This is a genomic window from Amycolatopsis sp. NPDC001319, from assembly GCF_042896185.1.
Lineage (GTDB): Bacteria > Actinomycetota > Actinomycetes > Mycobacteriales > Pseudonocardiaceae > Amycolatopsis.
On sequence record NZ_JBIAWY010000003.1, the window covers coordinates 263,948 to 290,235 of the forward strand.

Genomic DNA, 26,288 nt, shown 5'->3' on the forward strand with positions numbered 1-26,288 from the left:
CAGCGAGAACATGTCCGAGATCATCGACGGCGACGAAGAAGCTTTCGGTTACGCCGACTCGCGCGACACCACCGAAGGCCGCGTCTACACGGTCTCCGGTGGCGACTGGGACGACGTCGTCGCCGACGCGCAGCACGACGAGCGCATGGTCATCAACATGGGCCCGCAGCACCCGTCGACGCACGGCGTGCTCCGGCTCGTGCTGGAGATGGAGGGCGAGACCGTCACGCAGCTGCGGTCGGTCATCGGCTACCTCCACACCGGCATCGAGAAGAACTGCGAGTTCCGCACGTGGACCCAGGGCGTCACGTTCGTGACGCGCATGGACTACCTGGCGCCGCTGTCCACGGAGATGGCCTACTGCCTCGGTGTGGAGAAGCTGCTGGGCATCAAGGCCCCGCCGCGCGCGGAGCTGCTTCGCGTGATGCTGCTGGAGATCAACCGCATCGGCTCGCACCTGGTCTACATCGCCACCGGCGGCATGGAGCTCGGCGCCACCACGGCGATGACGCTCGGCTTCCGCGAGCGCGAAGAGGTGCTGCACCTGCTGGAGCACCTCACCGGCCTGCGCATGAACCACGCGTTCATCCGCCCCGGCGGTCTCGCGCAGGACATGCCGGCCGACTTCCAGGAGAAGGTCTCCGCGTTCGTCAAGGTGATGGACAGCCGTCTTCCCTTGTACGACAAGCTCTTCACCGGCCAGCCGATCTGGCGCAACCGGCTCAAGGGCGTAGGTGTCCTGCCGGTCGACGCGTGCCTCGCGCTCGGCGTCACCGGCCCGATCCTGCGTTCCGCGGGCCTGCCGTGGGACCTGCGCAAGACCGAGCCGTACTCGCGCTACGACGAGATCGAGTTCGACGTCCCGACCTCGACCGACGCCGACTGCTGGGCGCGCTACCTGATCCGCGTCGAGGAGATGCACCAGAGCCTGCGCATCATCAAGCAGGTCCTGAAGATGCTCGAACCGGGCCCGGTCATGGTGGAGGACAAGAAGATCGCGTGGCCCGCGCAGCTCTCGATCGGCAGCGACGGCATGGGCAACTCGCTCGAGCACGTCAAGAAGATCATGGGCCAGTCGATGGAATCGCTGATCCACCACTTCAAGCTCGTGACCGAGGGCTTCCACGTGCCGCCGGGTCAGGTGTACTCGCCGGTCGAGTCGCCGCGCGGTGAGCTCGGGGCGCACCTGGTGTCCGACGGCGGCACCCGGCCGCTGCGCGTGCACGTGCGCGAACCGAGTTTCGTGAACCTGCAGTCGATGCCCGCGATGGCCGAAGGCGGGCTGGTGGCCGACGTGATCGCCGCGGTCGCGTCGATCGACCCGGTGATGGGGGGAGTGGACCGATGACGTACTCGACGGCAGTTCCGGAGCCGGGGCCGCACGACGCCAAGACGACGCACGCCGCGGCGGGCCCCGACACCGACGTGGTCGGCATCGCGCCCGACCCGGCCGCGGCCGAGGGCATCCTGGCCGACAACCCGCCGGTGGACCCGTTCGGCGAGGACACGCACACGCGGGCGAAGGAGATCATCGCCCGCTACCCGGTGGCGCGCTCGGCGCTGCTGCCGATGCTGCACCTCGTGCAGTCGGTGCAGGGGTACGTGAGCCAGGAGGGAATTTCCTTCTGCGCCAAGCACCTCGACCTCTCCGACGCCGAGGTCAGCGCGGTCGCGACGTTCTACACCATGTACAAGCGCCGCCCCTGCGGCGAGCACCTGGTGAGCGTCTGCACCAACACGCTGTGCGCGGCGATGGGCGGCGAGGCGATCTACAAGAAGCTCCAGACGCACCTCGGTTCCGAGGACGCGCCGCTGGGCCAGGAGGAGACGGCGGGCACGCCGAACGAGCCGGGCTCGATCACGCTGGAGCACGCCGAGTGCCTCGCGGCCTGCGACCTCGCCCCGGTCATCCAGGTCAACTACGAGTACTTCGACAACCAGACGCCGGAGAAGGCGGTGGCGCTGGTCGACGCGCTGCAGGCGGGCAAGAAGCCGGCCCCCACGCGCGGCGCGCCGCTGACGAACTTCAAGGGCGCGGAGCTGCAGCTGGCCGGGTTCTTCCCGGAGGACGAGCTCACCTACCGCGGGGACGTCGACGGGCCGTCGCAGGCCGTCGAAACCCTGCGCGGCGCCCAGATCGCGGCCGACCGCGGCTGGACGGCGCCCGCGACGCAGGATGTTCCGCTCCCTGAAGTGGAGAAGAAGTAATGCCCGACCCGATTACCCCGGTCCTCACGAAGCGCTGGCTGTCGCCGAACTCCTGGCGCATCGAAACCTACGAGCAGCTCGAGGGCTACACCGCGGCGCGCAAGGCGCTCGCCGGCACGCCCGAGCAGCTGGTGCAGGTCGTCAAGGACTCCGGTCTGCGCGGCCGCGGCGGCGCGGGGTTCCCGGCCGGCGTGAAGTGGTCGTTCATGCCGCCGAACTTCGACAAGCCGCACTACCTGGTGATCAACGCCGACGAGGGCGAGCCGGGCACGTGCAAGGACATCCCGCTCATGATGGCCGACCCGCATTCGCTCATCGAGGGCTGCATCATCGCCTCGTACGCGATGCGGTCGAACCACTGCTTCATCTACGTGCGCGGTGAGGCCCTGCACTGCATCCGCCGGCTCAACGCGGCCGCGCGCGAGGCGTACGCCAAGGGCTACCTCGGCAAGAACATCTTCGGCACCGGCTACGACCTCGAGCTGACCGTGCACGCCGGCGCCGGCGCGTACATCTGCGGCGAGGAGACGGCGCTGCTCGACTCGCTCGAGGGCCGCCGCGGCCAGCCGCGCCTCAAGCCGCCGTTCCCCGCGGCCGCCGGCCTCTACGCCGCGCCGACCACGGTGAACAACGTCGAGACCATCGCGAGCGCGCCGTTCATCATCAACGCGGGTTCCGACTGGTTCCGCGAGATGGGCCGCGAGAAGTCGCCGGGCCCGAAGATCTACTCGATCTCCGGCCACGTCGAGAAGCCCGGCCAGTACGAGTGCCCGCTCGGCACCACCCTGCGCGAGCTGCTGGAGCTCGCGGGCGGCATGAAGGACGGCATCCCGCTGAAGTTCTGGACGCCGGGTGGTTCGTCCACGCCGATGTTCACGGCGGAGCACCTCGACGTGCCGCTCGACTTCGAGGGCGCGGCGGAGGCCGGCTCGATGCTCGGCACCACCGCGGTGCAGGTCTTCAACGAGACCGTGTCCGTGCCGTGGGCCGTGATGAAGTGGACCGAGTTCTACGAGCACGAGTCCTGCGGCAAGTGCACGCCGTGCCGCGAAGGCACGTACTGGCTCGCGCAGATCCTGGAGCGCATGGTCGAGGGCCACGGCACCGCCGAGGACATCGACACGCTGCTGGACGTCTGCGACAACATCCTCGGCCGCTCGTTCTGCGCCCTGGGTGACGGCGCGGTGTCGCCGATCCAGAGCGGGATCAAGTACTTCCGCCAGGAGTTCCTCGACCTGTGCGAGAAGAACAAGGCCGCCCAGCCCGAATTGGTGGGAGCTCAGGCATGACGATCGCCCCTGACAAGCCCGCGACCACGGAGACCCCGGTCCCCGAGGGTTACGTCAAGCTGACCATCGACGGTGAAGAGGTCATCGCGCCCAAGGGCGAGCTGCTGATCCGCACGGCGGAGCGCCTCGGCACGGTCATCCCGCGCTTCTGCGACCACCCGCTGCTCGACCCGGCCGGCGCCTGCCGCCAGTGCCTCGTCGAGGTGGAGATGGGCGGCCGGCCGATGCCGAAGCCGCAAGCCTCCTGCACGATGACGGTCGCCGACGGCATGGTCGTGAAGACGCAGCTCACCTCGCCGGTCGCCGACAAGGCGCAGCAGGGCGTGATGGAGCTGCTGCTCATCAACCACCCGCTCGACTGCCCGATCTGCGACAAGGGCGGTGAGTGCCCGCTGCAGAACCAGGCGCTGGCGCACGGCCGCACGGAGTCGCGGTTCGTGGACACCAAGCGCACGTTCCCGAAGCCGCTGCCGATCTCCACGCAGGTACTGCTGGACCGCGAGCGCTGCGTGCTCTGCCAGCGCTGCACGCGGTTCTCCGCGCAGGTGGCGGGCGACCCGTTCATCGAGCTGCTTGAACGCGGCGCCCACCAGCAGATCGGCACCGCCGAGACGGCCGACGTGCTGGACCTGGCCTCGCGCACCACGAGCGGCCAGCCGTTCCAGAGCTACTTCTCCGGCAACGTCATCCAGATCTGCCCGGTCGGCGCGCTCACCAGCGCCGCGTACCGGTTCCGGTCGCGCCCGTTCGACCTGGTGTCCTCGCCGAGCGTGTGCGAGCACTGCTCGTCGGGCTGCGCGGAGCGCACCGACTTCCGCCGCGGCAAGGTGCAGCGCAAGCTCGCCGGCGACGACCCCGAGGTCAACGAAGAGTGGCTGTGCGACAAGGGCCGCTTCGGGTTCCGCTACGTGCAGGCCGACGACCGCATCCGCCGCCCGCTCGTCCGCAACGAGGCCGGCGTGCTGGAGGAGTCCTCCTGGACCGACGCGCTGCGCATCGCGGCCGCCGGCCTGGCGAAGGCGCGTGACGGCAAGGGCGTCGGGGTGCTCACCGGGGGCCGGCTGACCGTCGAGGACGCCTACGCGTACTCGAAGTTCGCGCGGCTCGCCTTGCGCACCAACGACATCGACTTCCGCGCCCGCGCGCACTCGGCCGAGGAGCTGGCGTTCCTCACCTCGTCGGTCATGGCCACCACGCCGGAGACCGGCGTGACCTTCGGCGAGATCGAGCGGGCGCGCACGGTCCTGTGCGTGGCGTTCGAGCCGGAGGACGAGGCGCCGATCGTGTTCCTGCGGCTGCGCAAGGCGGCTCGCAAGAACCGCACCCGCGTCGTCCACTTGGGACAGTGGACCACCTCGTCGGTGCGCAAGACCTTCGGTGAACTGCTCGCCTGCGTGCCGGGTGGCGAAGCCGCCGCGGTCGACGGGATCGCGCAGCACGCGCCGGACCTCGACTCCGCGCTGAGCGGCGGTAACGCGGTGATCCTCGTCGGCGAGCGCGCCGCCGAGGTTCCCGGCCTGTTCTCGTCGCTGCGGGCGCTGGTCGAGCGCACGGGCGCGCGGCTCGCGTGGATCCCGCGCCGAGCCGGTGAGCGCGGTGCGCTGGCCACCGGCTGTGTGCCGACGCTGCTGCCGGGTGGCCGTTCGGTCACCGACGCGGCGGCTCGCGCCGAGGTCGAAAAGCACTGGGGCGCCGAGCTTCCCGCTGCCGACGGCCGCGACACGACGGGCATCCTGGAAGCCGCTTCCGGTGGTGACCTCGACGGCCTGGTCGTCGGCGGGCTCGACCCCAACGACCTGCCCGACCCGGACCTGGCCCGCCGCGCGCTCGACAACGCGGGCTTCGTGGTCAGCCTGGAGCTGCGGGTGAGCGAGGTCACCGAGCGGGCCGACGTGGTCCTGCCGATCGCGCCGTCGGTCGAGAAGGCGGGCAGCTACCTCAACTGGGAGGGCCGCCGCCGCGACTTCGACATCACGGTGGAAGGCACCGGCGCCCTGTCCGACGGCCGGGTGCTCGACACCCTCGCCGTCGAGATGGACGTGGACCTGTTCACGCAGACGCCGGCCGCCGCGGCGGGCGACTTCGCCAAGCTCGGCCAGGGCACCACGAAGTTCGGCTACATCGCCACCGGCGCGCAGGCCGCACCGGCGCCGGGCGAGGGCCAGGCCGTGCTCGCCACCTGGCGGCAGCTGATCGACAACGGCTCGCTGCAGGACGACGAACCGCACCTCAAGGGCACGCAGCGCAAGCCCGTGGCCCGGCTCTCGGCGAAGACCGCCGAAGGCCTGGGCGCCACGGTCAGCGTGTCGAACGAGCGCGGCTCGATCACGCTGCCCGTCGAAGTCGCCGACCTGCCCGACGGGGTCGTGTGGCTCCCGGGCAACTCCGACGGCTCTGCCGTCCGCGCCGCACTGGCCGCGGGTCACGGCGCGCTGGTGCAGATCTCCGGAGGTGAACAGTGAGCCCGCAGCTCATGCCGTTCCTGGCGCAGATGCCGGACGCGGCAGAACGCGCTCGCCTGCTCGCGGACGACCCGTGGTGGCTGGTCCTCATCAAGGCCGTGGTCATCCTGCTCATCGGCCCGATCCTCACGATCTTCCTGATCGTCTGGGAGCGCAAGGCGGTCGGCCGGATGCAGAACCGGCCCGGTCCCAACCGCGTGGGCCCTGGCGGGTACCTGCAGTCGCTGGCCGATGCGATCAAGCTCCCGTTCAAGGAGCAGATCATCCCGGACACGGCCGACCGCAAGGTGTACTTCCTCGCACCGGTGCTCGCCGCGGTCCCGGCGCTGATCGCGCTCTCGGCCATCCCGTTCGGCCCGGTCGTGTCGATCTTCGGCCAGACGACCACGCTGCAGCTGGTCGACCTGCCCGTCGGCGTGCTGGTGATCCTGGCGTGCTCGTCGATCGGCGTGTACGGCATCGTGCTCGCCGGCTGGTCCTCGGGCTCGCCGTACCCGCTGCTCGGCGGTCTCCGCTCGGCGGCGCAGGTGATCTCCTACGAGATCGCGATGGGTCTCTCGATCGTCGCGGTGATCCTCTACTCCGGGTCGCTGCAGACGTCGGAGATCGTGGAGCAGCAGGCCCACGGCTGGTACTTCTACATGCTCATCCCGAGCTTCGTGATCTACGTGATCTCGATGGTCGGCGAGACGAACCGCGCGCCGTTCGACCTCCCCGAGGCCGAGTCGGAGCTCGTCGGCGGCTTCCACACCGAGTACAGCTCGATGAAGTTCGCGATGTTCTTCCTCGCCGAGTACGTGAACATGGTGATCGTCTCGGCGTTCTGCACCACGCTGTTCCTGGGCGGCTGGCGGTTCCCGTTCGTCGGCGACGACTCGCCGCTGAACCAGAACTGGTGGCCGATGCTCTGGTTCTTCGCGAAGACGTTCATCCTGCTGTTCGGCTTCATCTGGCTGCGCGGCACGCTGCCGCGGCTGCGCTACGACCAGTTCATGCGCCTGGGCTGGAAGGTCCTGGTGCCGATCAACCTGGTCTGGATCCTCGTGGTCGTCGCGATCAAGACCATCCAGTGGAGCTGGCCGCAGATCCTCGTCGGCGTGGGCATCGTGCTGGTGGTGCTCGTGCTGATCAGCCTGGCGGTGCCGAACAAGAAGCTGCCGGAAGGCGACTACGTCGACCTCACGGGCGGCGGGTTCCCCGTGCCGCCGCTGGACCTGAAGGTCCCCGAGAGCACTCCGCGCCAGAAGGCGCTGGCCAAGGCGGAGGCGAGGGCGGCCCGGCGCAAGCCGGCGGCCGTCGGCACCGCAGCACAGGAAGGGGCAGAAGATGGCGGCAACTGACTTCCTGAATCCCATCAAGGGTTTCGGCGTCACCTTCGCGATGATGTTCAAGAAGGTCGCCACCGAGGAGTACCCGGAGGCCGGCGCCCCGGCCGCGCCGCGGTACCACGGCCGCCACCAGCTCAACCGCCACCCGGACGGGCTCGAGAAGTGCGTCGGCTGCGAGCTGTGCGCCTGGGCCTGCCCGGCCGACGCGATCTTCGTCGAGGGCGGCAACAACACCGAGGAAGCGCGTTTCTCCCCGGGTGAGCGATACGGCGCGGACTACCAGATCAACTACCTGCGCTGCATCGGCTGCGGGCTGTGCATCGAGGCCTGCCCCACGCGGTCCCTGACGATGATCAACTTCTACGAGCTCGCCGACGACGACCGCCAGCGCCTCATCTACACCAAGGAAGACCTGCTCGCCCCGCTGCTGCCCGGCATGGAGCAGCCGCCGCACCCGATGCGCCTCGGCGACAACGAGCAGGACTACTACGTCAACGGTCCCGAGCTCGAAGCACGCTTCTCAGCTGAGAGCTCATCAGGCACAGCGGCCAAGGCGCAGCAGCAGGAGGCCCAGCAATGATCACGGCCCTTCTGGCGCAGGCGCCGCCCCCCGCGTCGACCTCGGTGTCGGTGGGCGAGGCGATCGCGTTCTGGATCCTCGGCCCGCTGTCGCTGCTCGGCGCGCTCGGGATGATCTTCTCGCGCAACGCCGTGCACTCGGCCCTGTGGCTGGTGCTCACGATGCTGAGCCTGGGCGCGCTCTACATGACGCAGTCGGCGCCGTTCCTCGGGTTCACGCAGATCATCGTCTACACCGGCGCGATCATGATGCTGTTCCTGTTCGTGCTGATGCTGGTCGGCCGCGAGAGCTCCGACTCCGTGGTCGAGGTCCTGCGCGGACAGCGGTTCGCCGCGACGATCCTCGGCATCGGGCTCGCCGCGCTGATCGCCGCCGGCGTCTTCCGCTCGATGGTGAACGTGACCCCGGCGCCGTCGCTCGACCCGTACGCCGCCAACGGCGGTGGCGCGGGCGGCCTCGGGCGGATCATCTTCACGCAGTACCTCTTCCCGTTCGAGCTCACGTCGGCGCTGCTCATCACGGCCGCGCTCGGCGCGATGGTGCTGGCGTTCACCGACCGCCACAAGAAGGGCGGCAAGCTCCCGCAGCGCGAGCTCGTGAAGCTGCGCTTCCGCGGCGAGCACGACCGCCCGTCGCCGCTGCCCGGCCCGGGCGTGTTCGCCACGGCCAACTCGGTCGCGGTGCCGGCCCTGCTGCCCGACGGCTCGATCGCGCCGGAGTCGCTCTCGGCGATCATCGAGTCCACCTCGGCGCTGCAGCTCATGCGCGAGCGCAAGCTCATCGCCGACGAGGGCCCCAAGCCCGACGCCCACGCGCTGGTCGGCGGCGACAGCGTTGCCGCGGGCACCGACGAAGAAGGGGAAGGAAAGTGACCCCGAGCTACTACCTGCTGTTGTCGGCGTTGCTGTTTTCCATCGGCGCCGTGGGCGTCCTGGTCCGCCGCAACGCGATCGTCGTGTTCATGTGCGTCGAGCTGATGCTCAACGCGGTGAACCTCAGCCTGGTCACGTTCGCCCGCATCAACGGCGGGCTCGACGGTCAGGTGATGGCGTTCTTCGTGATGGTGGTGGCCGCCGCCGAAGTCGTGGTCGGCCTGGCGATCATCATGTCGATCTTCCGCACCCGGCGCTCGGCCTCGGTCGACGACACCAACCTGCTGAAGTACTGAGAGGGCTAGTGTGACCGCATCATCGTGGCTGCTGGTGGCCCTTCCGGCCCTCGGAGCCCTGATCCTCCTGCTCGCCGGGAAACGGGCGAAGGCCTGGGGGCACCTGCTCGGCACCGCCACCGTCGTCCTGGCTTTCGTCTACGCCGTGATCCTGTTCTTCTCGACGGCGGGCAACGCGACCGAGAACGTCAACCTGTACTCGTGGATCCCCGCGGGTCAGCTGCAGGTGGACTTCGGGCTGCGCATCGACGCGCTGTCGCTGACGTTCGTCCTGCTGATCACCGGCGTCGGCATGCTGATCCACTTCTACTCGATCGGCTACATGGCCGACGACGAGGGCCGGTACCGCTTCTTCGCGTACCTGAACCTCTTCGTCGCCTCGATGCTGATCCTGGTGCTGGGCAACAGCTTCGTGACGCTGTACCTCGGCTGGGAAGGCGTGGGTCTCGCGTCCTACCTGCTCATCGGCTGGTACCAGAACCGCCCGTCCGCGGCCACCGCCGCGAAGAAGGCGTTCCTGATGAACCGCGTCGGTGACGTCGGGCTCGCGCTGGCGATCTTCCTGATGTTCAAGTACACGGGCTCCACCGGCTACACCCAGGTCTTCGACGGCCTGACCAACGGCCAGATCCCGCCGGCCGCGATCACCGCGATCGCGATCCTGCTGTTGCTGGGCGCCTGCGGTAAGTCGGGCCAGTTCCCCCTGCAGGCCTGGTTGCCCGACGCGATGGAGGGCCCGACCCCGGTCTCGGCCCTGATCCACGCGGCAACGATGGTCACCGCCGGCGTCTACCTGGTCGCCCGCTCCAACGTGATCTTCTCCGCGACGCCGGACGGCCGGCTGGTGGTCACGCTCGTCGGCGCGGTCACGCTGCTGATCGGGTGCATCGTCGGCTGTGCCTACGACGACATCAAGAAGGTGCTCGCCTACTCCACCGTCAGCCAGATCGGCTACATGATGCTGGCGGTCGGCCTCGGGCCGGGCATCTACGCGCTGGGCATCATGCACCTCGTGGCCCACGGCTTCTTCAAGGCCGGGCTCTTCCTCGGGGCCGGTTCGGTCATGCACGGCATGAACGACGAGGTCGACATGCGCAAGTTCGGCGGCCTGGCCAAGAAGATGCCGATCACCTTCGTCACCTTCGGCCTCGGTTACCTCGCGCTGATCGGGTTCCCGTTCCTCGCGGGCTACTACACGAAGGACGCGATCATCGAGGCGGCGTTCGGCCAGGAAGGCTGGCGCGGCTGGGTCTTCGGCCTCGCGGGCATCATCGGCGCCGGGCTCACCGCGTTCTACATGACGCGCCTGATGATGATGACCTTCTTCGGCAAGTCGCGCTGGAAGGAGATCAAGAGCTCCGACGGCCGCGACTTCCACCCGCACGAGTCCAAGCCGATCATGTGGATCCCGATGGCGATCCTGGCAATCGGCTCGGTCGGCTCCGGTGCGTTCTTCGCCATCGGCGACCGGTTCGAAAACTGGCTGGCCCCGACCGTCGGCGCGTACCACGAAGCCGAGCACGCCCCGATCTCCGCCGCCGCGATCCCGTGGCTGACCCTCGCGCTCGCCCTGATCGGCGCACTGCTCGCGGTCTGGATCTTCCGCCCCGGCCGGGACATCCCGGTCGAGCGCCCGCAGCGCGTCTCCTGGGTCGTCCGGGCGGCTCGCAACGACCTGTACGGCAACGCCCTCAACGAGACGCTGGTCGCCCGTCCGGGCACCTGGCTCGCGCGGGCGCTGGTGTACGTCGACAACCGCGGGGTCGACGGGGCGGTCAACGGCCTCGCCGCGGCCCTCGGCGGCGGGTCCGGCCGGCTCAGGCGGCTGCAGACCGGTTTCGTCCGGTCGTACGCGCTGTCCATGCTCGGCGGCACGTTCCTGCTTCTGGCGGCCCTTCTGCTGGTGAGGTTCTCCTGACATGACTTGGCTCCTGGCGCTCATCCTGCTGCCGCTGGTCGGCTCGCTGGTGCTGGCGTTCCTCAAGGGGAACGACCGGGCCGCGATCGCGACCGCGCTCGTCGTGTCCATTGTGGAGTTCCTGCTGATCATCCCGTTCTGGGCGAGCTACTCGCCTTCGGGAGCGAGGATCCAGCAGGCCACCTCGATGGACTGGATCCCCACCTTCGGCATCCACATCTCGTTCGGCACCGACGGCATCTCGCTGATCATGATCGCGGTGATCGCGCTGCTGGTGCCGATCGTCGTGGGCGCGCTCGGGCTCACCGACAAGCTCCCGGCCGGCCGCAGCGCCGGCGGGTTCCTGTCGCTGATCCTGCTGCAGGAGGCGATCACGATCGGCGTCTTCGCGGCGACCGACGTGTTCCTCTTCTACGTGCTGTTCGAGATCATGCTGATCCCGATGTACTTCCTGATCGGCGGCTACGGCGGCGCGAACCGGCAGTACGCGGCCGTGAAGTTCTTCCTGTACTCGTTCCTCGGCGGCCTGATCATGCTGGCCTCGGCGATCGGCGCGTACTCGCTGGCGGCCGACAAGCTGGGCCACGGCACGTTCGACTGGGCCACGCTGGTCACGGTCGTGCGCGAGGCGCCGACGGGCACGCAGATCTGGCTGTTCCTCGGCTTCTTCCTCGCCTTCGCGATCAAGGCGCCACTGGTGCCGTTCCACACCTGGCTCCCGGACGCCGCGGGCCAGGCCCCGATCGGCGTCGCGGTGCTGCTGGTGGGTGTGCTGGACAAGGTCGGCACGTTCGGCTTCCTGCGCTACTGCCTGCCGATGTTCCCCGAGGCGAGCAAGGCGCTGGCGCCACTGGTGCTGGTGCTCTCGGTGATCGGCGTGATCTACGGCTCGATCCTCGCGGCCGGGCAGAGCGACATGAAGCGGTTCATCGCCTACGTCTCGATCGCCCACTTCGGCTTCATCTCGCTGGGCATCTTCGCCTTCAACGAGCAGGCGATGATCGGCTCGGTCTCGTACATGCTGAACCACAGCCTGTCGACCGGGATGCTCATCGTGGTGGTCGGCCTGATCGTGATGCGCGGCGGGTCCACGCGGATCTCCGACTACGGCGGCATGGCGAAGGTGACCCCGCTGCTCGGCGGGATGCTGCTGATCGCCGGCCTTTCGGCGCTGTCGCTGCCGGGCACCAACTCGTTCGTGAGCGAGTTCCTGGTGCTCATCGGCTCGTTCGTGACCCAGCCGGTGTACACGATCATCGCGACGGTCGGCATGGTGCTCGCCGCGGCCTACGTGCTGTGGCTCTACCAGCGGATCATGCAGGGCCCGGTGCGCGGTGACGCGCTCATCGGCGTGGGCGGCGGCCCGGGCACGGCGATCGCGCCGGAGCTCGGGGCCAAGAAGGCCATCAAGGACCTCGGCGGGCGGGAGATCGCGATCCTGGCCCCGATGGTCATCCTGATCATCGGCCTGGGTTTCTACCCCAAGCCGGTGCTCGACACGATCACCCCGTCGGTGCAGGCGACGCTGTCTGCCGTGCAGGGAGGCAAGTAAACCGTGCTCGACAGTCTCATTGAGCCTGTTCTCTCCCAGGCTCCGTCGACCCAGGTGGCGACACCTTCGGTCGACTACGCGGCCGTGCTGCCGTTGCTGATCATCTTCGGCGTCGCGTGCGTCAGCGTGCTGGTGGAGGCGTTCGCGCCGAAGGCCTCTCGCTGGTACGCGCAGGTCTTCGTGACCGTGATCGCGATCCTCGCGTCCGGGGTCTCGCTGATCATGTACGCCACCAAGACGGCGCCGAAGGCGGGCGTGACCACGTTCGCCGGCGCGATCTCGGTGGACCGCCCGTCGCTGTTCCTGTGGGGCACGCTGCTCCTGCTGGGGCTCGGCGCGGTGTTCCTCATCGCCGACCGCAAGGTGGAGCCCGGCGGCGCGTTCGTGGCGCAGGCCGCGATCAGCCCCGGCACCGTGCAGGACCGGGCGCAGGCGGTCGGGACGGTGACGTCGCAGACCGAGGTCTTCCCGCTCACGCTCTTCGCACTCGGCGGCATGATGGCCTTCACCGCGGCCAACGACCTGCTGACGATGTTCATCGCGCTCGAGGTGCTGAGCCTCCCGCTGTACCTCATGTGCGGCCTGGCCCGCCGGCGCCGGCTCATCTCGCAGGAGTCGGCGGTCAAGTACTTCCTGCTCGGCGCGTTCTCCTCGGCGTTTTTCCTCTACGGCCTCGCGCTGCTCTACGGCTACGCGAACTCCGTGAAGCTCGCCGACATCGCCAACGCCGCGGCCGGCTCGGACCGCTCCGACACGCTGCTGTTCGCGGGCCTCGGCCTGCTCGTGGTGGGTCTGCTGTTCAAGGGCTCGGTCGGCCCGTTCCACACCTGGACGCCGGACGTCTACCAGGGCGCGCCGACTCCGGTCACGGCCTTCATGGCGGCGTGCACGAAGGTCGCCGCGTTCGGCGCCATCCTGCGCGTGCTGTCGGTGGCGTTCTCTTCTACGAGCTGGGAGTGGCGCGGGGTGCTGTGGGCCGTGGCGATCATCTCGATGGCGATCGGCGCGATCCTCGGCCTCACGCAGACCGACGTGAAGCGCATGATCGCGTACTCCTCGATCGCCCACGCGGGCTTCCTGCTCGTCGGCGCCATCGCGATGACCGAGGACGGCCTGTCGAGCACGCTGTTCTACCTGCTCGCCTACGGCTTCACCACGCTCGCCGCGTTCGGCGTGATCAGCCTGGTCCGCGACGCCAGCGGTGAGGCGACGCACCTGTCCGCCTGGGCGGGGCTGGCGAAACGCTCGCCGGTGCTGGCCGGGGTGTTCACGTTCCTGCTGCTGGCGTTGGCCGGTATCCCGTTGACCAGTGGGTTCGTGGGCAAGTTCGTGGTGTTCTCCGCGGCCCTGTCCGACGGCATGGCCCCGCTGGTGGTGATCGCGCTGGTGTTCAGCGCGGTGGCCGCGTTCTTCTACCTGCGGGTGATCGTGCTGATGTACTTCTCCGAGCCGGCGGCCGACGGCCCGACCGTCGCCATCCCGGGCGGCTTCACCACGGCGGCCATCACGCTCGGTGTGGTGGTGACGCTGGTGCTGGGCCTGGTGCCCTCGTTCGCCCTCTCGTGGGCCAGTTCGGGCGGATTCGCTTCGTAGGGTTTCTGAACCACTGGGCGAGATCGCGCCGGTTTCTTCCCTCCTGATGTGGTCGGCCCCCGGGCCGACCACATCAGGAGGGAAGGAGCCGGCTCAAAGGCGATCTCGCACGCGTCGGCGGAGCCGACGCCAAAAACACAGATAAGCTTTTCACCATGCACATCGAGCGGGTGCGGATCACGGACGTCCTGGGGTTCCGTGGTGCCCGCACGGTGGACCTGAAGCTGCCGGGGCCGAGCTGGACCGTGCTGGCCGGGCGCAACGGGTCGGGCAAGACGACGTTCCTGCGGGCGCTGGCGCAGGCTCTCGTGCAGCCGCCGTTCGCCGAGAGCCTGGTCGCCGAGGGCAGCTCCATCGACGTCGAGGTGGTGGGCGAGGGGCCCGCGTTCTGTGCCGGCTACGGCCCGTTCCGGCGGCTGGCCGGGGGCGCGCCCGAGGCGCAGTCGCTGATGCGCGGCGAGTTCGCGCGGGTGGCGAGCCTGTTCAGCGAGGACGCTTCGCTGGCCGAGGGCGTGGCGTGGCTGATCAACCAGCACCTGCGGGCGCTGGAGGGCAAAGCGGGCGCGCGGGAGCTGAAGGACTCGGTGCTGACGCTGCTGGGCGACGGCCTGCTGCCCGACGGCTACCGCGTGCGCGACGTCGACTCCGACGGCCTGTGGGTGTCCTACCGCGGCGAACGCTTCCCGCTGCGCGAGATGAGCGACGGGTACCGCACGGTCACGGCGCTGGTCGTGGACCTGGTGCGGCAGCTGGCGGACGCGGGCCTGGGGGTCGACGCGTCGGGCGTGGTGCTGATCGACGAGGTCGACGCGCACCTGCACGTGTCGTGGCAGAAGCGCATCGGGCCGTGGCTGAAGGCGCATTTCCCGGGGATCCAGTTCGTGGTGAGCACGCACAGCCCGTATGTCTGCCAGGCCGCCGATCCCGGTGGCCTGATCCGCCTGCCGGGGCCGGACGAGCAGGAGCCGCCGCGAGTGGTGTCGGACGAGCTGTACCAGCGTGTGGTCTACGGCAGCGGTGATGACGCGGTGCTGTCGGATCTGTTCGGGCTCGATACCCCGTACTCGCCGCGGGCCGTGGAGTTGCGGGAGCACCTCGCCGAGCTGGAGATGCTCGTGGCGAGCGGCCAGGCGGACGCCGACGGCGTGCGCGAGTGGGAGCAGCTGCGCGACCGGCTCAGCAGCTCACCGCCCAGCCGCGTCGACGACGTCACGCGCCACTTCGACGAACGGTGATCGCGCTGCGCCGGGTGGCGCTGCCCGCCGTGGTTGCTCTCGAGCTCGCGCGGCTCACCTCGCGGATTCCTTCTGGCGACAGCAAAACCGCGCGTCGCTTGTGGACTTCCGCCCGCGGCGCCCGCCGCTCGATCCGCACGCACCTCGCCGCGATGGCCTCGGGCCGCGGCTACTGCATGTACTGCGGCGACGGTCTCGGGTCCACTGTGGACCACTTCGAACCGGTGGCGCGGGCGCCACGGCGGGCGTTCGACTGGCTCAACCACCTGCTGGCGTGCGAGTACTGCAACAGCCACCACAAACGCGACCGGTTCCCGGTGGACGACGTCGGCCGGCCGCTGCTCATCGACCCGACCGCCGAGGACCCGCTCGACCACCTGTTCCTGGTGCTGTCCATCGGCACCTATCGCGCTCTGACGGACAAGGGCCGCGCGACGATCGAGGTGTGCGGCCTGAACCGGCCCCTCCTGGAACGCGGCCGCGCCGCCGCCGTGGACCAGGTGGCGGCCCTGGTGTTCCACTGGTGGAACGGCGACGCCGACACCCGCCGCCGCGCCATCTGGACCCTGCGCGACCAGCCCCACGCCGACGTCCTCCACGCCATGCTCCGCCAGGCCCTGCTGCCGGGCGCGCCACGGATCTTCTCGGACGCGTCCCTGCTCGACCTGCTCCGCGACGCCGACCTGCGCGCTGAACTGCTGGCTTAGCGCCGCGGAGCCGGGGCCAAATTACGGCGTGGGGGAGCAGGCCGTGCGGCCCACGGTCACGCTGCCGGAGATGCCCGAAGCGGGCAGGAAGTCGATGCGCAGCATGGTCAAGCTGATGCTGCCGTCGCCAGGAAGGGTCTGGGTGTTGAACACCGCGTTGGCGAGCACGGTGCCGTTCGACTTCGTGATCGGCTTCGTGTAGCCCGACGGCACGGGCGAGGGCAGGCCGGTGATGCCGGCCAGGCCGCTGAACGTCCAGTTGGCGCTGGTCTGGCGCTGCACGGCGTCGCACGTGACGGTGTAGCTCGAGAGCCGGATGCGCGGCCCGCCGGCGCTGACGAGGGCCGAGAGCTCGAAGTTCTTGCCGGTGGCCGTGGACTTGGTGCTGGTGGTGTCGTTGTCGGGATCGACCACCGTCGTCGTGCAGGACGAAGTGCCGCCGCCCCAGCTCAGGCCCGTCTTGCTCAGCGAGCCCGCCGACGCGCTCGTCGGCCCCTCCACCGCGCACGGCGCCAGCGTCGGCACCGTCACCGTCGTCGAGCCCTTGGTGAAGCTCGCTTCACCGAGATCGGCCACGCCCGCGGGTGTCTCCGCGTGGGCCACGCCTCCGGCCACCACGCTCCCCGCCATCACCACCGCCGCGACGAGCCCCGTCTTCACGTTCTTCAGCATGTCCTGACCTCCCTGCACTCAAGCCGCACGGACCGCGCCGGCGAACTCCCACTGAGTGAATATCCGCGCGCCCGTTTCGCCCGTTGCGCTGCCGGGCGTTGATCACTCGTCCGTGCCGGGGGATCAACCCGTTCGGGGCTCGGCCTTGACTTCTGGGACGGGGTTGCCCTCCGGTGTCATGTTCGTCACCGTTTCCCCTGGACAGCGGGTAAACGGCGTACCAGGGGTAGCCACTACTCTGAAAGCCGGATAACCCGACCGGCGCATGAGAGAGCGGAGCCGACGTGTCTGTGTCTTCACCACCCCCGGGGGCGGGAGCCGCCGCTGCACGGGATGGCGCTGTCGAGGACCTGCGCGCGACCGTCGGGCTGCAGATCGAGGACGAGAAGCTGCTGAGGGCGATCGCCGGCGGGCTGGCGGACGTCGAGGCGATGCTGCGGGACGTCGTGAAGAGCGATGTGCAGGCGGTGCACGACGCGGCGTTGCACCTGGTCGAGGCGGGGGGCAAACGTTTTCGTCCCCTGTTCACGCTGCTGTCGGCGCAGTTCGGGCCGCGCCAGGGTGACCACGTGCTCATCGCGGCCGCCGCGGTGGAGCTGGTGCACCTGGCGACGCTGTACCACGACGACGTGATGGACGAAGCGACCATGCGGCGCGGCGCGGAGAGCGTGAACGCGCGCTGGGACAACACCGTCGCGATCCTGACCGGCGACTTCCTCTTCGCCCACGCCTCGCGCCTGGTGGCCGACCTCGGCACGGACGCGGCGCGGATCATCGCCGAGACGTTCGGCGAGCTCGTGACCGGCCAGATGCGCGAGACGGTCGGCCCCGGCCCCGGCGACGACCCCGTGGAGCACTACCTCACCGTCATCGCGCAGAAGACCGGCTCGCTGATCGCGACGTCGGGGCGCTTCGGCGGCATGATGTCCGGCGCCCCCGAGGAGTACATCCAGGCGCTGCGCCGGTTCGGCGACATCATCGGCACGGCGTTCCAGATCTCTGACGACATCATCGACATCGCGTCGCCGTCCGACGAGCTCGGCAAGGCGCAGGGCACGGACCTGCGCGAAGGCGTGCGCACGCTGCCCATGCTCTACGCGCTGGCCGACCCGGACACCGACCCGCGGCTCGTGGAGCTGCTGGCCGGCCCGATCGCCGAGGACGAGGTGGTCGCCGAGGCCCTCGAGCTGCTGCGCCGCTCGAGTGGACTCGAACGCGCGCGCGTCACCCTTTCCGACTACGCTTCCCGGGCACGTGCCGAGCTCGCAGCGCTGCCCGCTTCCCCTGCGCGAGACGCTTGCGAATCGGTGGCCGACTACCTGGTCGCGCGGACGCATTAAAAGGGGCAGAGAAGATGTCCATTTTCGGACAAGTCTGGCTGTGGAGCCTGCTGGCGTTCTTCGTCGGCGCGCTCGTGGCCTGGTTGGTCCTCGTGTTGCCGGCGCGCAAGCGCATTCGTGAGCTGGAAGACGCGCTGGCGTCGGCGCACGCCGAGAACGCGCGCACCCCGGCCAATGCGGCCGCGCTGGCCGCCGCGTCGGGCCGGACGTCGGTGCTGCCGCCGGTCGACGCGCCCGTGGCTTCGGAACCGCTGGGGTTCACGTCCGATCTCGCGGAGCCGGACAGCGAGCCGGCGTGGACGCGCGACGAGCGCGAGCACGCGCCGACCGAGCTGATCGCCGCGGCGCCGCCCGCCGGGTTCGACCCGGAGGAGGAGTACGACGCCGAATACCGCACCGCGCCGGAGCCGGGCGCTTCGCCCGAAGCGGACGAGCCGGCCCTGGCGTCCTCCGTGGACAGTGGCGACGTTTACCGCGCGGCCGCGACGGAGTACCTCAGCCCGGTCTCGCGCGAGCCGGACAGCGGGTACCACCACGCGGTAGAACTCGAGGACGAGGACCACGGCAGCGGCTACCACCGCGCGGTGGAACCGTTCGAGAGCAAGCTCGAACCGTTCGAGACCACGTCGTCGTTCGAGAGCCGGCTGGACCCGCCCGTCGTGCCCGACGAGCCGGTGTCGCTGTTCCAGCCCGCGCCCGCGGCGGATCAGTCCGAATCGGACTGGTTCTCGAAGGAACTGCCGGAGCGCTCGCCGTTCGAGGACGCACCGGGCGGCGACTACCTCGACGAGCCGGAGTCCACTGAGCACCTGACGCCGGCCATGGCGCAGCCCGCGGCCGCAGTCGACGAGCCCGAAGAGTCCACAGAGGAACCCCTGGAGTCCGGCGGCCTGCCCAAGCGCCAGCCCCGCGAATCCCCGCGCGGCGGCTTCGACCCGCCGCGGCCGATCCAGCCGTCGATGCGCCCGGTCGAACGCCGCGAGCCGGACCTCACGGGCGCGCACAGCGGTTCGCTGTTCGAGCCGTCGGTGCAGCCCAACCAGGTCGCCGCCATGGCCGCCCCGGAACCACCCCCGGCCCGCGACACCGGCGAGGACTCCGTGCCGCCCGGCCCCTTCGGCCCCGGCTCCGCCATGCCCCGCCCCGGCGGCGGCCGCCCGTCGGACGCCTTCACGGTCAAGGCCAGCGTCACGGCTTTGCGGTACTGCACCGAGGAATCGCCGCAGTTCCCGCGCATGGTCGCCGAAGTGTGGTTCAGGACTTCCGCTGACGCCGAGCGCGTCGGCTTCAGGCCCTTGAGCTAATCCGTTGTAGACAGACCAAAAAGGCCGCTGCCCCGTTGTGGGCAGCGGCCTTTTGGTCAAACTCGGAGACTTTAAACCACCGTCCAGGTGTCCTTGCCGCGCAGGAGGCCCTGCAGGTCGGGCTTGCGGGCCGCGCGGGCCTCTTCCACCTGGGCCCGGGCGCCGTCGTCGTAGGTGGGGCGTTCGACCTGGCGCAGGATGCCCGTCGGGACGTGCGTCAGATTCTGGTCGCCCAGGCGGGTCAGCGCGAAGGCGTACGACGTGTCGGCGATGGTCGGGTCGTGGACGACCACGTTGTCCTCGCCGATGTCGCTCACCTTGGCGATGTCCAGGCCACCCCACTCGCCGCGGCGGACGCCGAACTCGCCCTCGGCGCCGAAGCGCATCGGCTCGCCCGCCTTCAGCGGGATGAGCCGGGACGCGGCCTCGTCCTTGTCCTTCAGGACGTCGAAGGCGCCGTCGTTGAAGATGGGGCAGTTCTGGTAGATCTCGACGATCGCCGAGCCGCGGTGGCGGGCCGCCGCCTCCAGGACCTCGGTGAGGCCCTTGCGGTCGGAGTCCAGCGCGCGGCCCACGAACGACGCCTCGGCGCCGATCGCCAGCGACAACGGGTTGAACGGCGTGTCCACCGAACCCATCGGGGTCGACTTGGTGACCATGCCCTGGCCCGACGTCGGCGAGTACTGGCCCTTGGTCAGGCCGTAGATCCGGTTGTTGAACAGCAGGATCTTGATGTTCACGTTGCGGCGCAGCGCGTGGATCAGGTGGTTGCCGCCGATGGACAGCGCGTCGCCGTCGCCGGTGACGACCCACACCGACAGGTCCGGGCGCGTGGTGGCCAGGCCGGTCGCGATCGACGGCGCGCGGCCGTGGATCGAGTGCATGCCGTAGGTGTTGAGGTAGTACGGGAAGCGCGACGAGCAGCCGATGCCCGAGATGAACACGATGTTCTCGCGCTTGAGGCCCAGCGTCGGCAGGAACGACTGCACGGCGTTGAGCACCACGTAGTCACCACAGCCGGGGCACCAGCGCACTTCCTGGTCCGACTTGTAGTCCTTGGCCTTCTGCGGTTCGTCGGTGGTGGGGACGAGGTCCAGACCACCGAGCTGCGGCAGTCCGAGGTCGATGGCGGTCACTTGACGCCCTCCGGAACGGTGCTGGTGATGATGTCGGCGAACACGTTCTGCAGCTCTTCGGCCTTGAACGGCAGCCCCGCCACCTTGGTGTACGAGTGCACGTCGACCAGGAACTTCCCGCGCAGCAGCAGCGCGAGCTGGCCCAGGTTCATCTCCGGCACCACGACCTTGTCGTAGGCCCGGAGCACGTCGCCCAGGTTCGCGGGCAGCGGGTTGAGGTGACGCAGGTGCGCCTGCGCGATCGGCATGCCCAGCTTGCGCACGCGCCGGCAGGCCGCGCCGATCGGGCCGTAGGACGAGCCCCAGCCGAGCGCGAGCACGCGCGCCTTGCCGCCCGACGGGTCGTCGACCACCAGGTCGGGCACGTCGATGCCGTCGATCTTGGCCTGGCGCAGCCGCACCATCTTGTCGTGGTTGTCGGGTTCGTAGGAGATGTGCCCGGTCCGGTCGGCCTTCTCGAGGCCGCCGATGCGGTGCTGCAGCCCCGGCGTGCCCGGCACGGCCCACTCGCGCGCGAGCGTCTCCGGGTCGCGCACGTAGGGCCAGAACTCGCCGGAGTCGTTGTCGGAGTTGGGTTCCGTGGCGAACTCGACGCGAAGGTCGGGCAGGTCCTCGACGTCGGGGACGAGCCAGGGCTCGGAGCCGTTGGCGATCGCGCCGTCGGACAGCAGCAGCACCGGCGTGCGGTACTTCAGCGCGATCCGCGTGGCCTCCAGCGCCGCGTCGAAGCAGTCGGCGGGCGACAGTGGCGCGATGATCGGCACGGGCGACTCGCCGTTGCGGCCGAACATCGCCTGCAGCAGGTCGGCCTGCTCGGTCTTCGTCGGCAGGCCGGTGGACGGACCACCGCGCTGCACGTCGATGACCACGAGCGGCAGCTCCGTCATCACGCCGAGCCCGATGGTCTCCGACTTCAGCGCGATGCCCGGGCCGGACGTCGAGGTCACGCCCAGCGCACCGCCGTACGAGGCGCCCAGCGCCGCGCCGATGCCGGCGATCTCGTCCTCGGCCTGGAAGGTGATGATGCCGAAGTTCTTGTGCTTGGACAGCTCGTGGAGGATGTCCGACGCCGGGGTGATCGGGTAGGTGCCCAGCAGGATCTGCAGCCCGGACTGCTGCCCGGCCGCCACGATCCCGTACGCGAGCGCCGTGTTGCCGGTGATCTGCCGGTAGGTGCCCTGGTCGAGCTTCGCCGGCGCCACCTCGAACGTCGTCGCGAACGACTCGGTGGTCTCGCCGTAGTTCCAGCCCGCGCGGAAGGCCAGGATGTTGGCCTCGGCGATGTTCGGCTTCTTGGCGAACTTCTCGCGCAGGAACCGCTCCGTGCCCTCGGTCGGCCGGTGGTACATCCACGACAGCAGCCCGAGCGCGAACATGTTCTTGCACCGCTCGGCGTCCTTCTTGCCGAGGCCGGTGTCGGCGAGCGCGCCTTGGGTCAGGGTCGACATGGCGACCCGGTGGACCTGGAAGGCCGACAGCGTCTCGTCGTCGAGCGGGTCGTTGTCGTACCCGACCTTCACGAGGTTGCGCTTGGAGAACTCGTCGGTGTTGAGGATGATCGTGCCGCCCTGCGGGACGTCACGCAGGTTCGCCTTCAGCGCCGCGGGGTTCATGGCCACCAGCACGTCGGGCCGGTCGCCGGGCGTGAGGATGTCGTAGTCGGCGAAGTGCACCTGGAACGACGAGACACCCGGGATCGTGCCTTGTGGTGCGCGGATCTCGGCGGGGAAGTTCGGCATCGTCGACAGGTCGTTGCCGAAGGCCGCGGCCTCGGACGTGAACCGGTCGCCCGTCAGCTGCATGCCGTCGCCCGAGTCACCGGCGAACCGGATGACCACCCGGTCCAGCTTGCTGACTTCGGTCGACCTCGAGCTGGTCAGGGAAGCGCTGCTGTGACCGTTGCCGGCCGCCGTGCTTCCCGGACCGCCGTTCGCACTCGTGCTCATGGGTCAGGGAATCCCTCTCTCCCGACGTGCTGCGACCCCGGGTCGGCCCCCGGGGAAACGCCCGCCCGGCGATGTCGGCTGGATCACCAGGCCTCCCCCGAGGTTACTCGTCGAGGACTCGGGAGTTCCCGAAGTGTGGGGTACCCGGAGTGGAGGCCTTCATCCCGTCACCGGCGGCGGGCGCCCTTTGTTACCTGTAACCGATGGTAACGGGATTTCCGGGGGAACCGCAGTGACGCACGTCTCCCACCGATGGGCCACACAAACCGGATTTCCCGGTCTGTGGCATGGACGATGCCACCGAATGGACTGGTCCCGCATCCGTGTCCCGGCATGTGGATAAGTTCATTCGAGTTCCCGATGAAGCCCGGGCCGGTTGTCCGGTCCAACCGGTCAGCTCTGCGGGTTCGGCGGGCGTTCCAGCAGCCGCGACAGGACGACGGTCGAAACGGTGCGGTCGATGATCTCCAGCCCGCGCAGCCGTTCGAGCGCCGTCTCGAGGTGGTGGATGTCGGCGGCGCGCAGGTGCACGATCGCGTCGGCCGCGCCCGAGACGGTGTAGGCGGCCACGACCTCCGGCAGTGGTTCGAGCCGCGCGCGGATGCGGGCGGGCGTGACGTTGCCCTGGCAGTGCACCTCCACGAAGGCCTCGGTGCCCCAGCCGAGCGCCTCCGGGTCGACGACCGCCGTGAAGCCGCGCAGCACGCCCGTCTCCAGTAGCCGGTCGACGCGGCGCTTGACCGCCGGGGCGGACAGCCCGACGACTTTGCCGATCTCGGCGTAGCTGGACCGCGCGTTGGCCACCAGGCAGGAAACGATTCGCTGGTCGATGGTGTTCACACGCAATGTTTAGCAGGTATGTGCGCAGCGAACAGCGATTGATTGCGCGGTTAGGTCGACCTTACCCTTCAATCATGCAGGCAGAGTCTGTGCAGCGAGTGCCCACCACCCGCCGTTACCTGATGTGCCCGCCGCGGTTCTTCGCGGTGGACTACGTGATCAACCCGTGGATGGACCCGACGCAGCCGGTCAGCGCCGACGTCGCGGTGGCGCAGTGGACCGGGCTGCGCGACACCTACCGCCGTCTCGGCCACACGGTCGAGGAGATCGAGCCGCAGCCCGGCCTGCCCGACATGGTGTTCGCCGCGAACTCGGGCACCGTCGTGGACGGGCGAGTGCTCGGCTCGCGCTTCCGGGCGCCGCAGCGCGCGGCCGAGGCCGAGCACTTCCGCCGCTGGTTCGTGGAGCACGGCTACCGCGACCTGACCATGCCCGAGCGGATCAACGAAGCCGAGGGTGACTTCGCCTGGACGGGCAAGCTGCTGCTCGCCGGCACCGGCTTCCGCACCGACCCGGCCGCGCACGCGGAGGCGCAGGAGGTGCTCGGCGTGCCCGTGGTGTCGCTGAGCCTCGTCGACCCGCGTTACTACCACCTCGACACGGCGCTGTTCGTCCTCACTGAAGCGACGGACACGACGGCTGCGCAGATCGCCTACTACCCGGAGGCCTTCTCACCCGGCTCGCAGCGCGTGCTGCGGCGCCTGTTCCCCGACGCCGTAATAGCCACGGCGGCCGACGCCGAGTGCTTCGGCCTCAACGGCGTCTCCGACGGACGCAACGTCGTGCTGCCGCTGGAGGCCGTCGGACTGGGCGCGCAGCTGGCCGAGCGGGGCTACGAGCCCGTCTACCTGGATATTTCCGAACTGCGGAAGGCCGGCGGCGGGCCGAAGTGCTGCACTTTGGAGATTCGCAAATAACTTTGTGTAGATAGTGTAACTACTCCATTTGCCAAGTCGATTAATCGAGAACAGGAGGTCCGACGCTCCGAACCGGGACGAGGTGCGATGGTCAACTTCACCGTGCACGGCATCGGCAGGCCCCAGCGCGCGCTCGATCCGGGCGAAGACGAGCGCTGGATCACGGTGGAGCAGTTCGAGACCTTGCTGGACCTCGTCGCGAAGTGCCCTGAATCACGGTTGACCTTCGACGACGGGAACGTCTCGGATGTCGAGGTCGCGTTGCCGCGGTTGGTGGAGCGTGGGCTGCGCGGGGAGTTCTTCCCGCTCGCCGGCCGGGTCGGGTCGCGGGGGTTCGTGGACCGGGCCGGGTTGCGTTCGCTGGTTGCCGCCGGGATGGACGTCGGCTCGCACGGCTGGGATCGGTTCGGTGCGCGGCGCTTCGAGGAACGCGTGCTGCGGCGGGAGCTCGATGCGGCGCCGCGGTTGCTGGGGGAGCTGAGTGGGCGGGCGGTGTGCCGGTACTCGCTGTCCGGGCGCCGGGTGGATCGGCGGGTGCTGGGGCGGTTGCGAGCTGCTGGGGCGACGCGGGTGTATGCCGGGTCGGGGCCCGGGGGTTCGGGGGTTCGGGGTGGGGAGTGGTTGCAGCATCGGGTTGAGGTGCGCCATGACCTTGATCGGAAGTGGGCTGAGGGTGTGTTGGTGGGGCGGTATGGGCGGTGGCCTGGTCGGCTGACGGGGTTGCTGGACTTCTGAGGTTTCGGTCCTCGCAGGGCGGCTCGCGTTGGGGGAGCACCCCGAAGCTGGAGTGTGCTGACGGCCGCTGACCCCGTGTCAAGGCGGGAAAGCGTGCCTTGACACGGGGTCGGCGGCCGCAGGGAGGCTTCGGATCGGGGTGCCGGGCGGGGGCTGGGTGCTGGGGGTGCGTTGCGTTGTCGGCTTGCGTTAGTGGGTGGGGGTCCGCTGCGGCGGGTGCGTGGCGTTCGCTGCGGTGGGCGGGCGGTGGGGGCTGCTGCGTTGTCGGCGTGCGGTGGTGGGTGGCGTTCGCTGCGGTTGGTGTGTGCCGGTGTTCGGGACTTCGGTTTTCGGAGTTCGTGAACGGTTTTGTGGTTGTACCAGCGGTTTCGTCAAATGTCTGCAACCGGTGGGAAAACCACTGACGGGCGAAGTCTTGTCACCGTGTGCGTCCGGGGGCATCCTGTGCGCTACGCCGCAATCAGTAAGGAAACTTTCCTAACTAACGTCTCTTGACTGACAGGGAGCCTCGATGAGGAAGCTGATCCTGTTCGCAGCCATGGCGGTCGCCGCCGCGGTGATGCCGGCGGCGGTGGCGTCGGCGTCGGCGTCGGCCGGGCCGGCGGGGCCGGACCACGCGCAGGTCGCCGCGGCGCCGGCGGCCGGGCCGACGGCGGCGCAGTTGCTGGCGAAGACCAACAGCTGCAACCAGATCTCGAACGGCAAGTACAAGACCGACGAGGACGCCGGGTCCAAGACCGTCGCCGTGTGCGACGCGAACGGGGCCGTGTTCTGGAAGGCCGACATGGACATCGACTGCGACGGGCAGCGCACTTCGCAGTGCAACGAGAACACCGACTGCTGTTTCCAGGGCGACACGGCGTTCCACCAGAGCGACGGAAAGCCGCTGAACGCCGCGACGCTGCCTTACATCGTCGTGCCGAGTTCGAGCGGCACGTGGAACTACAGCTCTTCCGGGCTCAAGGGTGGCGGCAGTTGCGCGGTGATCTACAACGGAAAAGTCGAATACACCGTCATCGGTGACACCGGGCCGACCGGGATCATCGGCGAGGCTTCGTACGCGACGGCCAAGGACCTCGGCATCAACCCCGACCCGTCCAACGGTGGTACCGACTCCGGCGTGACCTACATCTGCTTCAAGAACTCGAAGGTCTCGCCGATCGAGAACCACGGCACGGCCACGAGCACGGGTCAGGGTCTCGCGAGCACGTTCGTGAACAACAACTGAACTGACGGCACAACGGGCGCCGGGGAAGCTTTGTCGAGCTTCCTCGGCGCTTCGTCGCTTCTTGGCCGAAATGGCGCTACGGCAACGGGAAATGTTGTCGAGACCACTACGCCGAGCTGAAACACTGCCG

General features: G+C 69.3%; 22 protein-coding genes. 18 read left to right on the plus strand and 4 right to left on the minus strand.

The window, feature by feature from the left end:
* The first annotated feature begins 10 nt into the window (after positions 1 to 10).
* The 13 genes from ACFY1H_RS11750 to ACFY1H_RS11810 all read left to right on the plus strand — a co-directional run bounded on the left by ACFY1H_RS11750 (position 11) and on the right by ACFY1H_RS11810 (position 16,040).
* Positions 11 to 1,348, plus strand: coding sequence for an NADH-quinone oxidoreductase subunit D (locus ACFY1H_RS11750; protein ID WP_366589211.1), 1,338 nt, complete (start codon positions 11 to 13; stop codon positions 1,346 to 1,348).
* A complete protein-coding gene (nuoE, locus tag ACFY1H_RS11755; protein WP_366589147.1) occupies positions 1,345 to 2,208 on the plus strand; it encodes an NADH-quinone oxidoreductase subunit NuoE in 864 nt (287 codons plus the stop codon). Before ACFY1H_RS11750 ends, nuoE begins: the two co-directional genes overlap by 4 nt.
* Entirely contained in the window at positions 2,208 to 3,497 is a 1,290-nt protein-coding gene (gene nuoF / locus ACFY1H_RS11760) for an NADH-quinone oxidoreductase subunit NuoF (protein WP_366589149.1), read from the plus strand. The genes nuoE and nuoF overlap by 1 nt, the downstream gene beginning before the upstream one ends.
* The gene (locus tag ACFY1H_RS11765; RefSeq protein WP_386946265.1) at positions 3,494 to 5,959 is read left to right on the plus strand and encodes an NADH-quinone oxidoreductase subunit G; all 2,466 of its coding nucleotides are present in this window, start codon (positions 3,494 to 3,496) and stop codon (positions 5,957 to 5,959) included. The genes nuoF and ACFY1H_RS11765 overlap by 4 nt, the downstream gene beginning before the upstream one ends.
* A gap of 11 nt (positions 5,960 to 5,970) precedes the next feature.
* The gene (nuoH, locus tag ACFY1H_RS11770; RefSeq protein ID WP_366589213.1) at positions 5,971 to 7,299 is read left to right on the plus strand and encodes an NADH-quinone oxidoreductase subunit NuoH; all 1,329 of its coding nucleotides are present in this window, start codon (positions 5,971 to 5,973) and stop codon (positions 7,297 to 7,299) included.
* Positions 7,286 to 7,867, plus strand: a complete 582-nt coding sequence (gene nuoI, locus ACFY1H_RS11775) for an NADH-quinone oxidoreductase subunit NuoI (protein ID WP_366589154.1) — start codon at positions 7,286 to 7,288, stop codon at positions 7,865 to 7,867. Before nuoH ends, nuoI begins: the two co-directional genes overlap by 14 nt.
* On the plus strand, positions 7,864 to 8,739 hold the full coding sequence (locus tag ACFY1H_RS11780) for an NADH-quinone oxidoreductase subunit J (RefSeq protein WP_386946267.1): 876 nt from the start codon (positions 7,864 to 7,866) through the stop codon (positions 8,737 to 8,739). The genes nuoI and ACFY1H_RS11780 overlap by 4 nt, the downstream gene beginning before the upstream one ends.
* The gene (nuoK, locus tag ACFY1H_RS11785) at positions 8,736 to 9,035 is read left to right on the plus strand and encodes an NADH-quinone oxidoreductase subunit NuoK (protein WP_360597685.1); all 300 of its coding nucleotides are present in this window, start codon (positions 8,736 to 8,738) and stop codon (positions 9,033 to 9,035) included. The genes ACFY1H_RS11780 and nuoK overlap by 4 nt, the downstream gene beginning before the upstream one ends.
* A gap of 10 nt (positions 9,036 to 9,045) precedes the next feature.
* Positions 9,046 to 10,953, plus strand: a complete 1,908-nt coding sequence (gene nuoL / locus ACFY1H_RS11790) for an NADH-quinone oxidoreductase subunit L (RefSeq protein ID WP_364045043.1) — start codon at positions 9,046 to 9,048, stop codon at positions 10,951 to 10,953.
* Between the two features lies 1 nt (position 10,954).
* The gene (locus ACFY1H_RS11795; protein WP_386946269.1) at positions 10,955 to 12,505 is read left to right on the plus strand and encodes an NADH-quinone oxidoreductase subunit M; all 1,551 of its coding nucleotides are present in this window, start codon (positions 10,955 to 10,957) and stop codon (positions 12,503 to 12,505) included.
* An 18-nt stretch (positions 12,506 to 12,523) separates the two neighbouring features.
* Positions 12,524 to 14,098, plus strand: coding sequence for an NADH-quinone oxidoreductase subunit NuoN (gene nuoN, locus ACFY1H_RS11800; RefSeq protein WP_366589215.1), 1,575 nt, complete (start codon positions 12,524 to 12,526; stop codon positions 14,096 to 14,098).
* A 155-nt stretch (positions 14,099 to 14,253) separates the two neighbouring features.
* The gene (locus ACFY1H_RS11805; RefSeq protein ID WP_386946271.1) at positions 14,254 to 15,333 is read left to right on the plus strand and encodes an AAA family ATPase; all 1,080 of its coding nucleotides are present in this window, start codon (positions 14,254 to 14,256) and stop codon (positions 15,331 to 15,333) included.
* The gene (locus tag ACFY1H_RS11810; RefSeq protein ID WP_366589165.1) at positions 15,330 to 16,040 is read left to right on the plus strand and encodes an HNH endonuclease; all 711 of its coding nucleotides are present in this window, start codon (positions 15,330 to 15,332) and stop codon (positions 16,038 to 16,040) included. Before ACFY1H_RS11805 ends, ACFY1H_RS11810 begins: the two co-directional genes overlap by 4 nt.
* Before the next feature lie 21 nt (positions 16,041 to 16,061).
* On the opposite strand, the gene ACFY1H_RS11815 is transcribed toward ACFY1H_RS11810, so the two are convergent.
* The gene (locus tag ACFY1H_RS11815) at positions 16,062 to 16,712 is read right to left on the minus strand and encodes a hypothetical protein (RefSeq protein ID WP_386946273.1); all 651 of its coding nucleotides are present in this window, start codon (positions 16,710 to 16,712) and stop codon (positions 16,062 to 16,064) included.
* A 290-nt stretch (positions 16,713 to 17,002) separates the two neighbouring features.
* Here ACFY1H_RS11815 and ACFY1H_RS11820 point away from each other — a divergent pair, with 290 nt between their 5' ends.
* Together ACFY1H_RS11820 and ACFY1H_RS11825 are read left to right on the plus strand one after the other, a co-directional pair.
* The gene (locus ACFY1H_RS11820) at positions 17,003 to 18,052 is read left to right on the plus strand and encodes a polyprenyl synthetase family protein (protein ID WP_366589217.1); all 1,050 of its coding nucleotides are present in this window, start codon (positions 17,003 to 17,005) and stop codon (positions 18,050 to 18,052) included.
* A 14-nt stretch (positions 18,053 to 18,066) separates the two neighbouring features.
* Positions 18,067 to 19,356, plus strand: a complete 1,290-nt coding sequence (locus ACFY1H_RS11825; protein WP_366589169.1) for a hypothetical protein — start codon at positions 18,067 to 18,069, stop codon at positions 19,354 to 19,356.
* A gap of 71 nt (positions 19,357 to 19,427) precedes the next feature.
* Here the strand turns inward: ACFY1H_RS11825 and ACFY1H_RS11830 are convergent, their stop codons facing one another.
* The 3 genes from ACFY1H_RS11830 to ACFY1H_RS11840 all read right to left on the minus strand — a co-directional run bounded on the left by ACFY1H_RS11830 (position 19,428) and on the right by ACFY1H_RS11840 (position 23,278).
* On the minus strand, positions 19,428 to 20,492 hold the full coding sequence (locus ACFY1H_RS11830; RefSeq protein WP_366589171.1) for a 2-oxoacid:ferredoxin oxidoreductase subunit beta: 1,065 nt from the start codon (positions 20,490 to 20,492) through the stop codon (positions 19,428 to 19,430).
* Entirely contained in the window at positions 20,489 to 22,438 is a 1,950-nt protein-coding gene (locus tag ACFY1H_RS11835) for a 2-oxoacid:acceptor oxidoreductase subunit alpha (RefSeq protein WP_386946276.1), read from the minus strand. The genes ACFY1H_RS11830 and ACFY1H_RS11835 overlap by 4 nt, the downstream gene beginning before the upstream one ends.
* A 393-nt stretch (positions 22,439 to 22,831) precedes the next feature.
* Complete coding sequence (locus ACFY1H_RS11840; RefSeq protein WP_220245995.1) at positions 22,832 to 23,278, minus strand: Lrp/AsnC family transcriptional regulator; 447 nt, start codon at positions 23,276 to 23,278, stop codon at positions 22,832 to 22,834.
* A gap of 74 nt (positions 23,279 to 23,352) precedes the next feature.
* Between ACFY1H_RS11840 and ddaH the strand changes: the two genes are divergently transcribed.
* The 3 genes from ddaH to ACFY1H_RS11855 all read left to right on the plus strand — a co-directional run bounded on the left by ddaH (position 23,353) and on the right by ACFY1H_RS11855 (position 26,158).
* Positions 23,353 to 24,195, plus strand: a complete 843-nt coding sequence (ddaH, locus tag ACFY1H_RS11845) for a dimethylargininase (protein ID WP_386946278.1) — start codon at positions 23,353 to 23,355, stop codon at positions 24,193 to 24,195.
* A gap of 87 nt (positions 24,196 to 24,282) precedes the next feature.
* Positions 24,283 to 24,930: a polysaccharide deacetylase family protein gene (locus tag ACFY1H_RS11850; protein ID WP_386946280.1), complete on the plus strand. Its 648-nt coding sequence runs from the start codon at positions 24,283 to 24,285 to the stop codon at positions 24,928 to 24,930.
* Positions 24,931 to 25,441: 511 nt separating this feature from the next.
* Positions 25,442 to 26,158: a glycoside hydrolase family 75 protein gene (locus ACFY1H_RS11855; RefSeq protein ID WP_386946282.1), complete on the plus strand. Its 717-nt coding sequence runs from the start codon at positions 25,442 to 25,444 to the stop codon at positions 26,156 to 26,158.
* Positions 26,159 to 26,288 lie beyond the last annotated feature (130 nt).

Bases quoted from the DNA above. Each gene is read 5' to 3' on its own strand.
- ACFY1H_RS11855 (WP_386946282.1), top strand. From the start codon at position 25,442: ATGAGGAAGCTGATCCTGTTCGCAGCCATGGCGGTCGCCGCCGCGGTG.
- ACFY1H_RS11815 (WP_386946273.1), bottom strand. From the start codon at position 16,712: ATGCTGAAGAACGTGAAGACGGGGCTCGTCGCGGCGGTGGTGATGGCG.
- ACFY1H_RS11780 (WP_386946267.1), top strand. From the start codon at position 7,864: ATGATCACGGCCCTTCTGGCGCAGGCGCCGCCCCCCGCGTCGACCTCG.
- ACFY1H_RS11805 (WP_386946271.1), top strand. From the start codon at position 14,254: ATGCACATCGAGCGGGTGCGGATCACGGACGTCCTGGGGTTCCGTGGT.
- ACFY1H_RS11765 (WP_386946265.1), top strand. From the start codon at position 3,494: ATGACGATCGCCCCTGACAAGCCCGCGACCACGGAGACCCCGGTCCCC.
- nuoE (WP_366589147.1), top strand. From the start codon at position 1,345: ATGACGTACTCGACGGCAGTTCCGGAGCCGGGGCCGCACGACGCCAAG.
- nuoH (WP_366589213.1), top strand. From the start codon at position 5,971: ATGCCGTTCCTGGCGCAGATGCCGGACGCGGCAGAACGCGCTCGCCTG.
- ddaH (WP_386946278.1), top strand. From the start codon at position 23,353: ATGCAGGCAGAGTCTGTGCAGCGAGTGCCCACCACCCGCCGTTACCTG.
- nuoF (WP_366589149.1), top strand. From the start codon at position 2,208: ATGCCCGACCCGATTACCCCGGTCCTCACGAAGCGCTGGCTGTCGCCG.
- ACFY1H_RS11835 (WP_386946276.1), bottom strand. From the start codon at position 22,438: ATGAGCACGAGTGCGAACGGCGGTCCGGGAAGCACGGCGGCCGGCAAC.
- ACFY1H_RS11850 (WP_386946280.1), top strand. From the start codon at position 24,283: ATGGTCAACTTCACCGTGCACGGCATCGGCAGGCCCCAGCGCGCGCTC.
- ACFY1H_RS11825 (WP_366589169.1), top strand. From the start codon at position 18,067: ATGTCCATTTTCGGACAAGTCTGGCTGTGGAGCCTGCTGGCGTTCTTC.
- nuoI (WP_366589154.1), top strand. From the start codon at position 7,286: ATGGCGGCAACTGACTTCCTGAATCCCATCAAGGGTTTCGGCGTCACC.
- ACFY1H_RS11750 (WP_366589211.1), top strand. From the start codon at position 11: ATGTCCGAGATCATCGACGGCGACGAAGAAGCTTTCGGTTACGCCGAC.
- ACFY1H_RS11795 (WP_386946269.1), top strand. From the start codon at position 10,955: ATGACTTGGCTCCTGGCGCTCATCCTGCTGCCGCTGGTCGGCTCGCTG.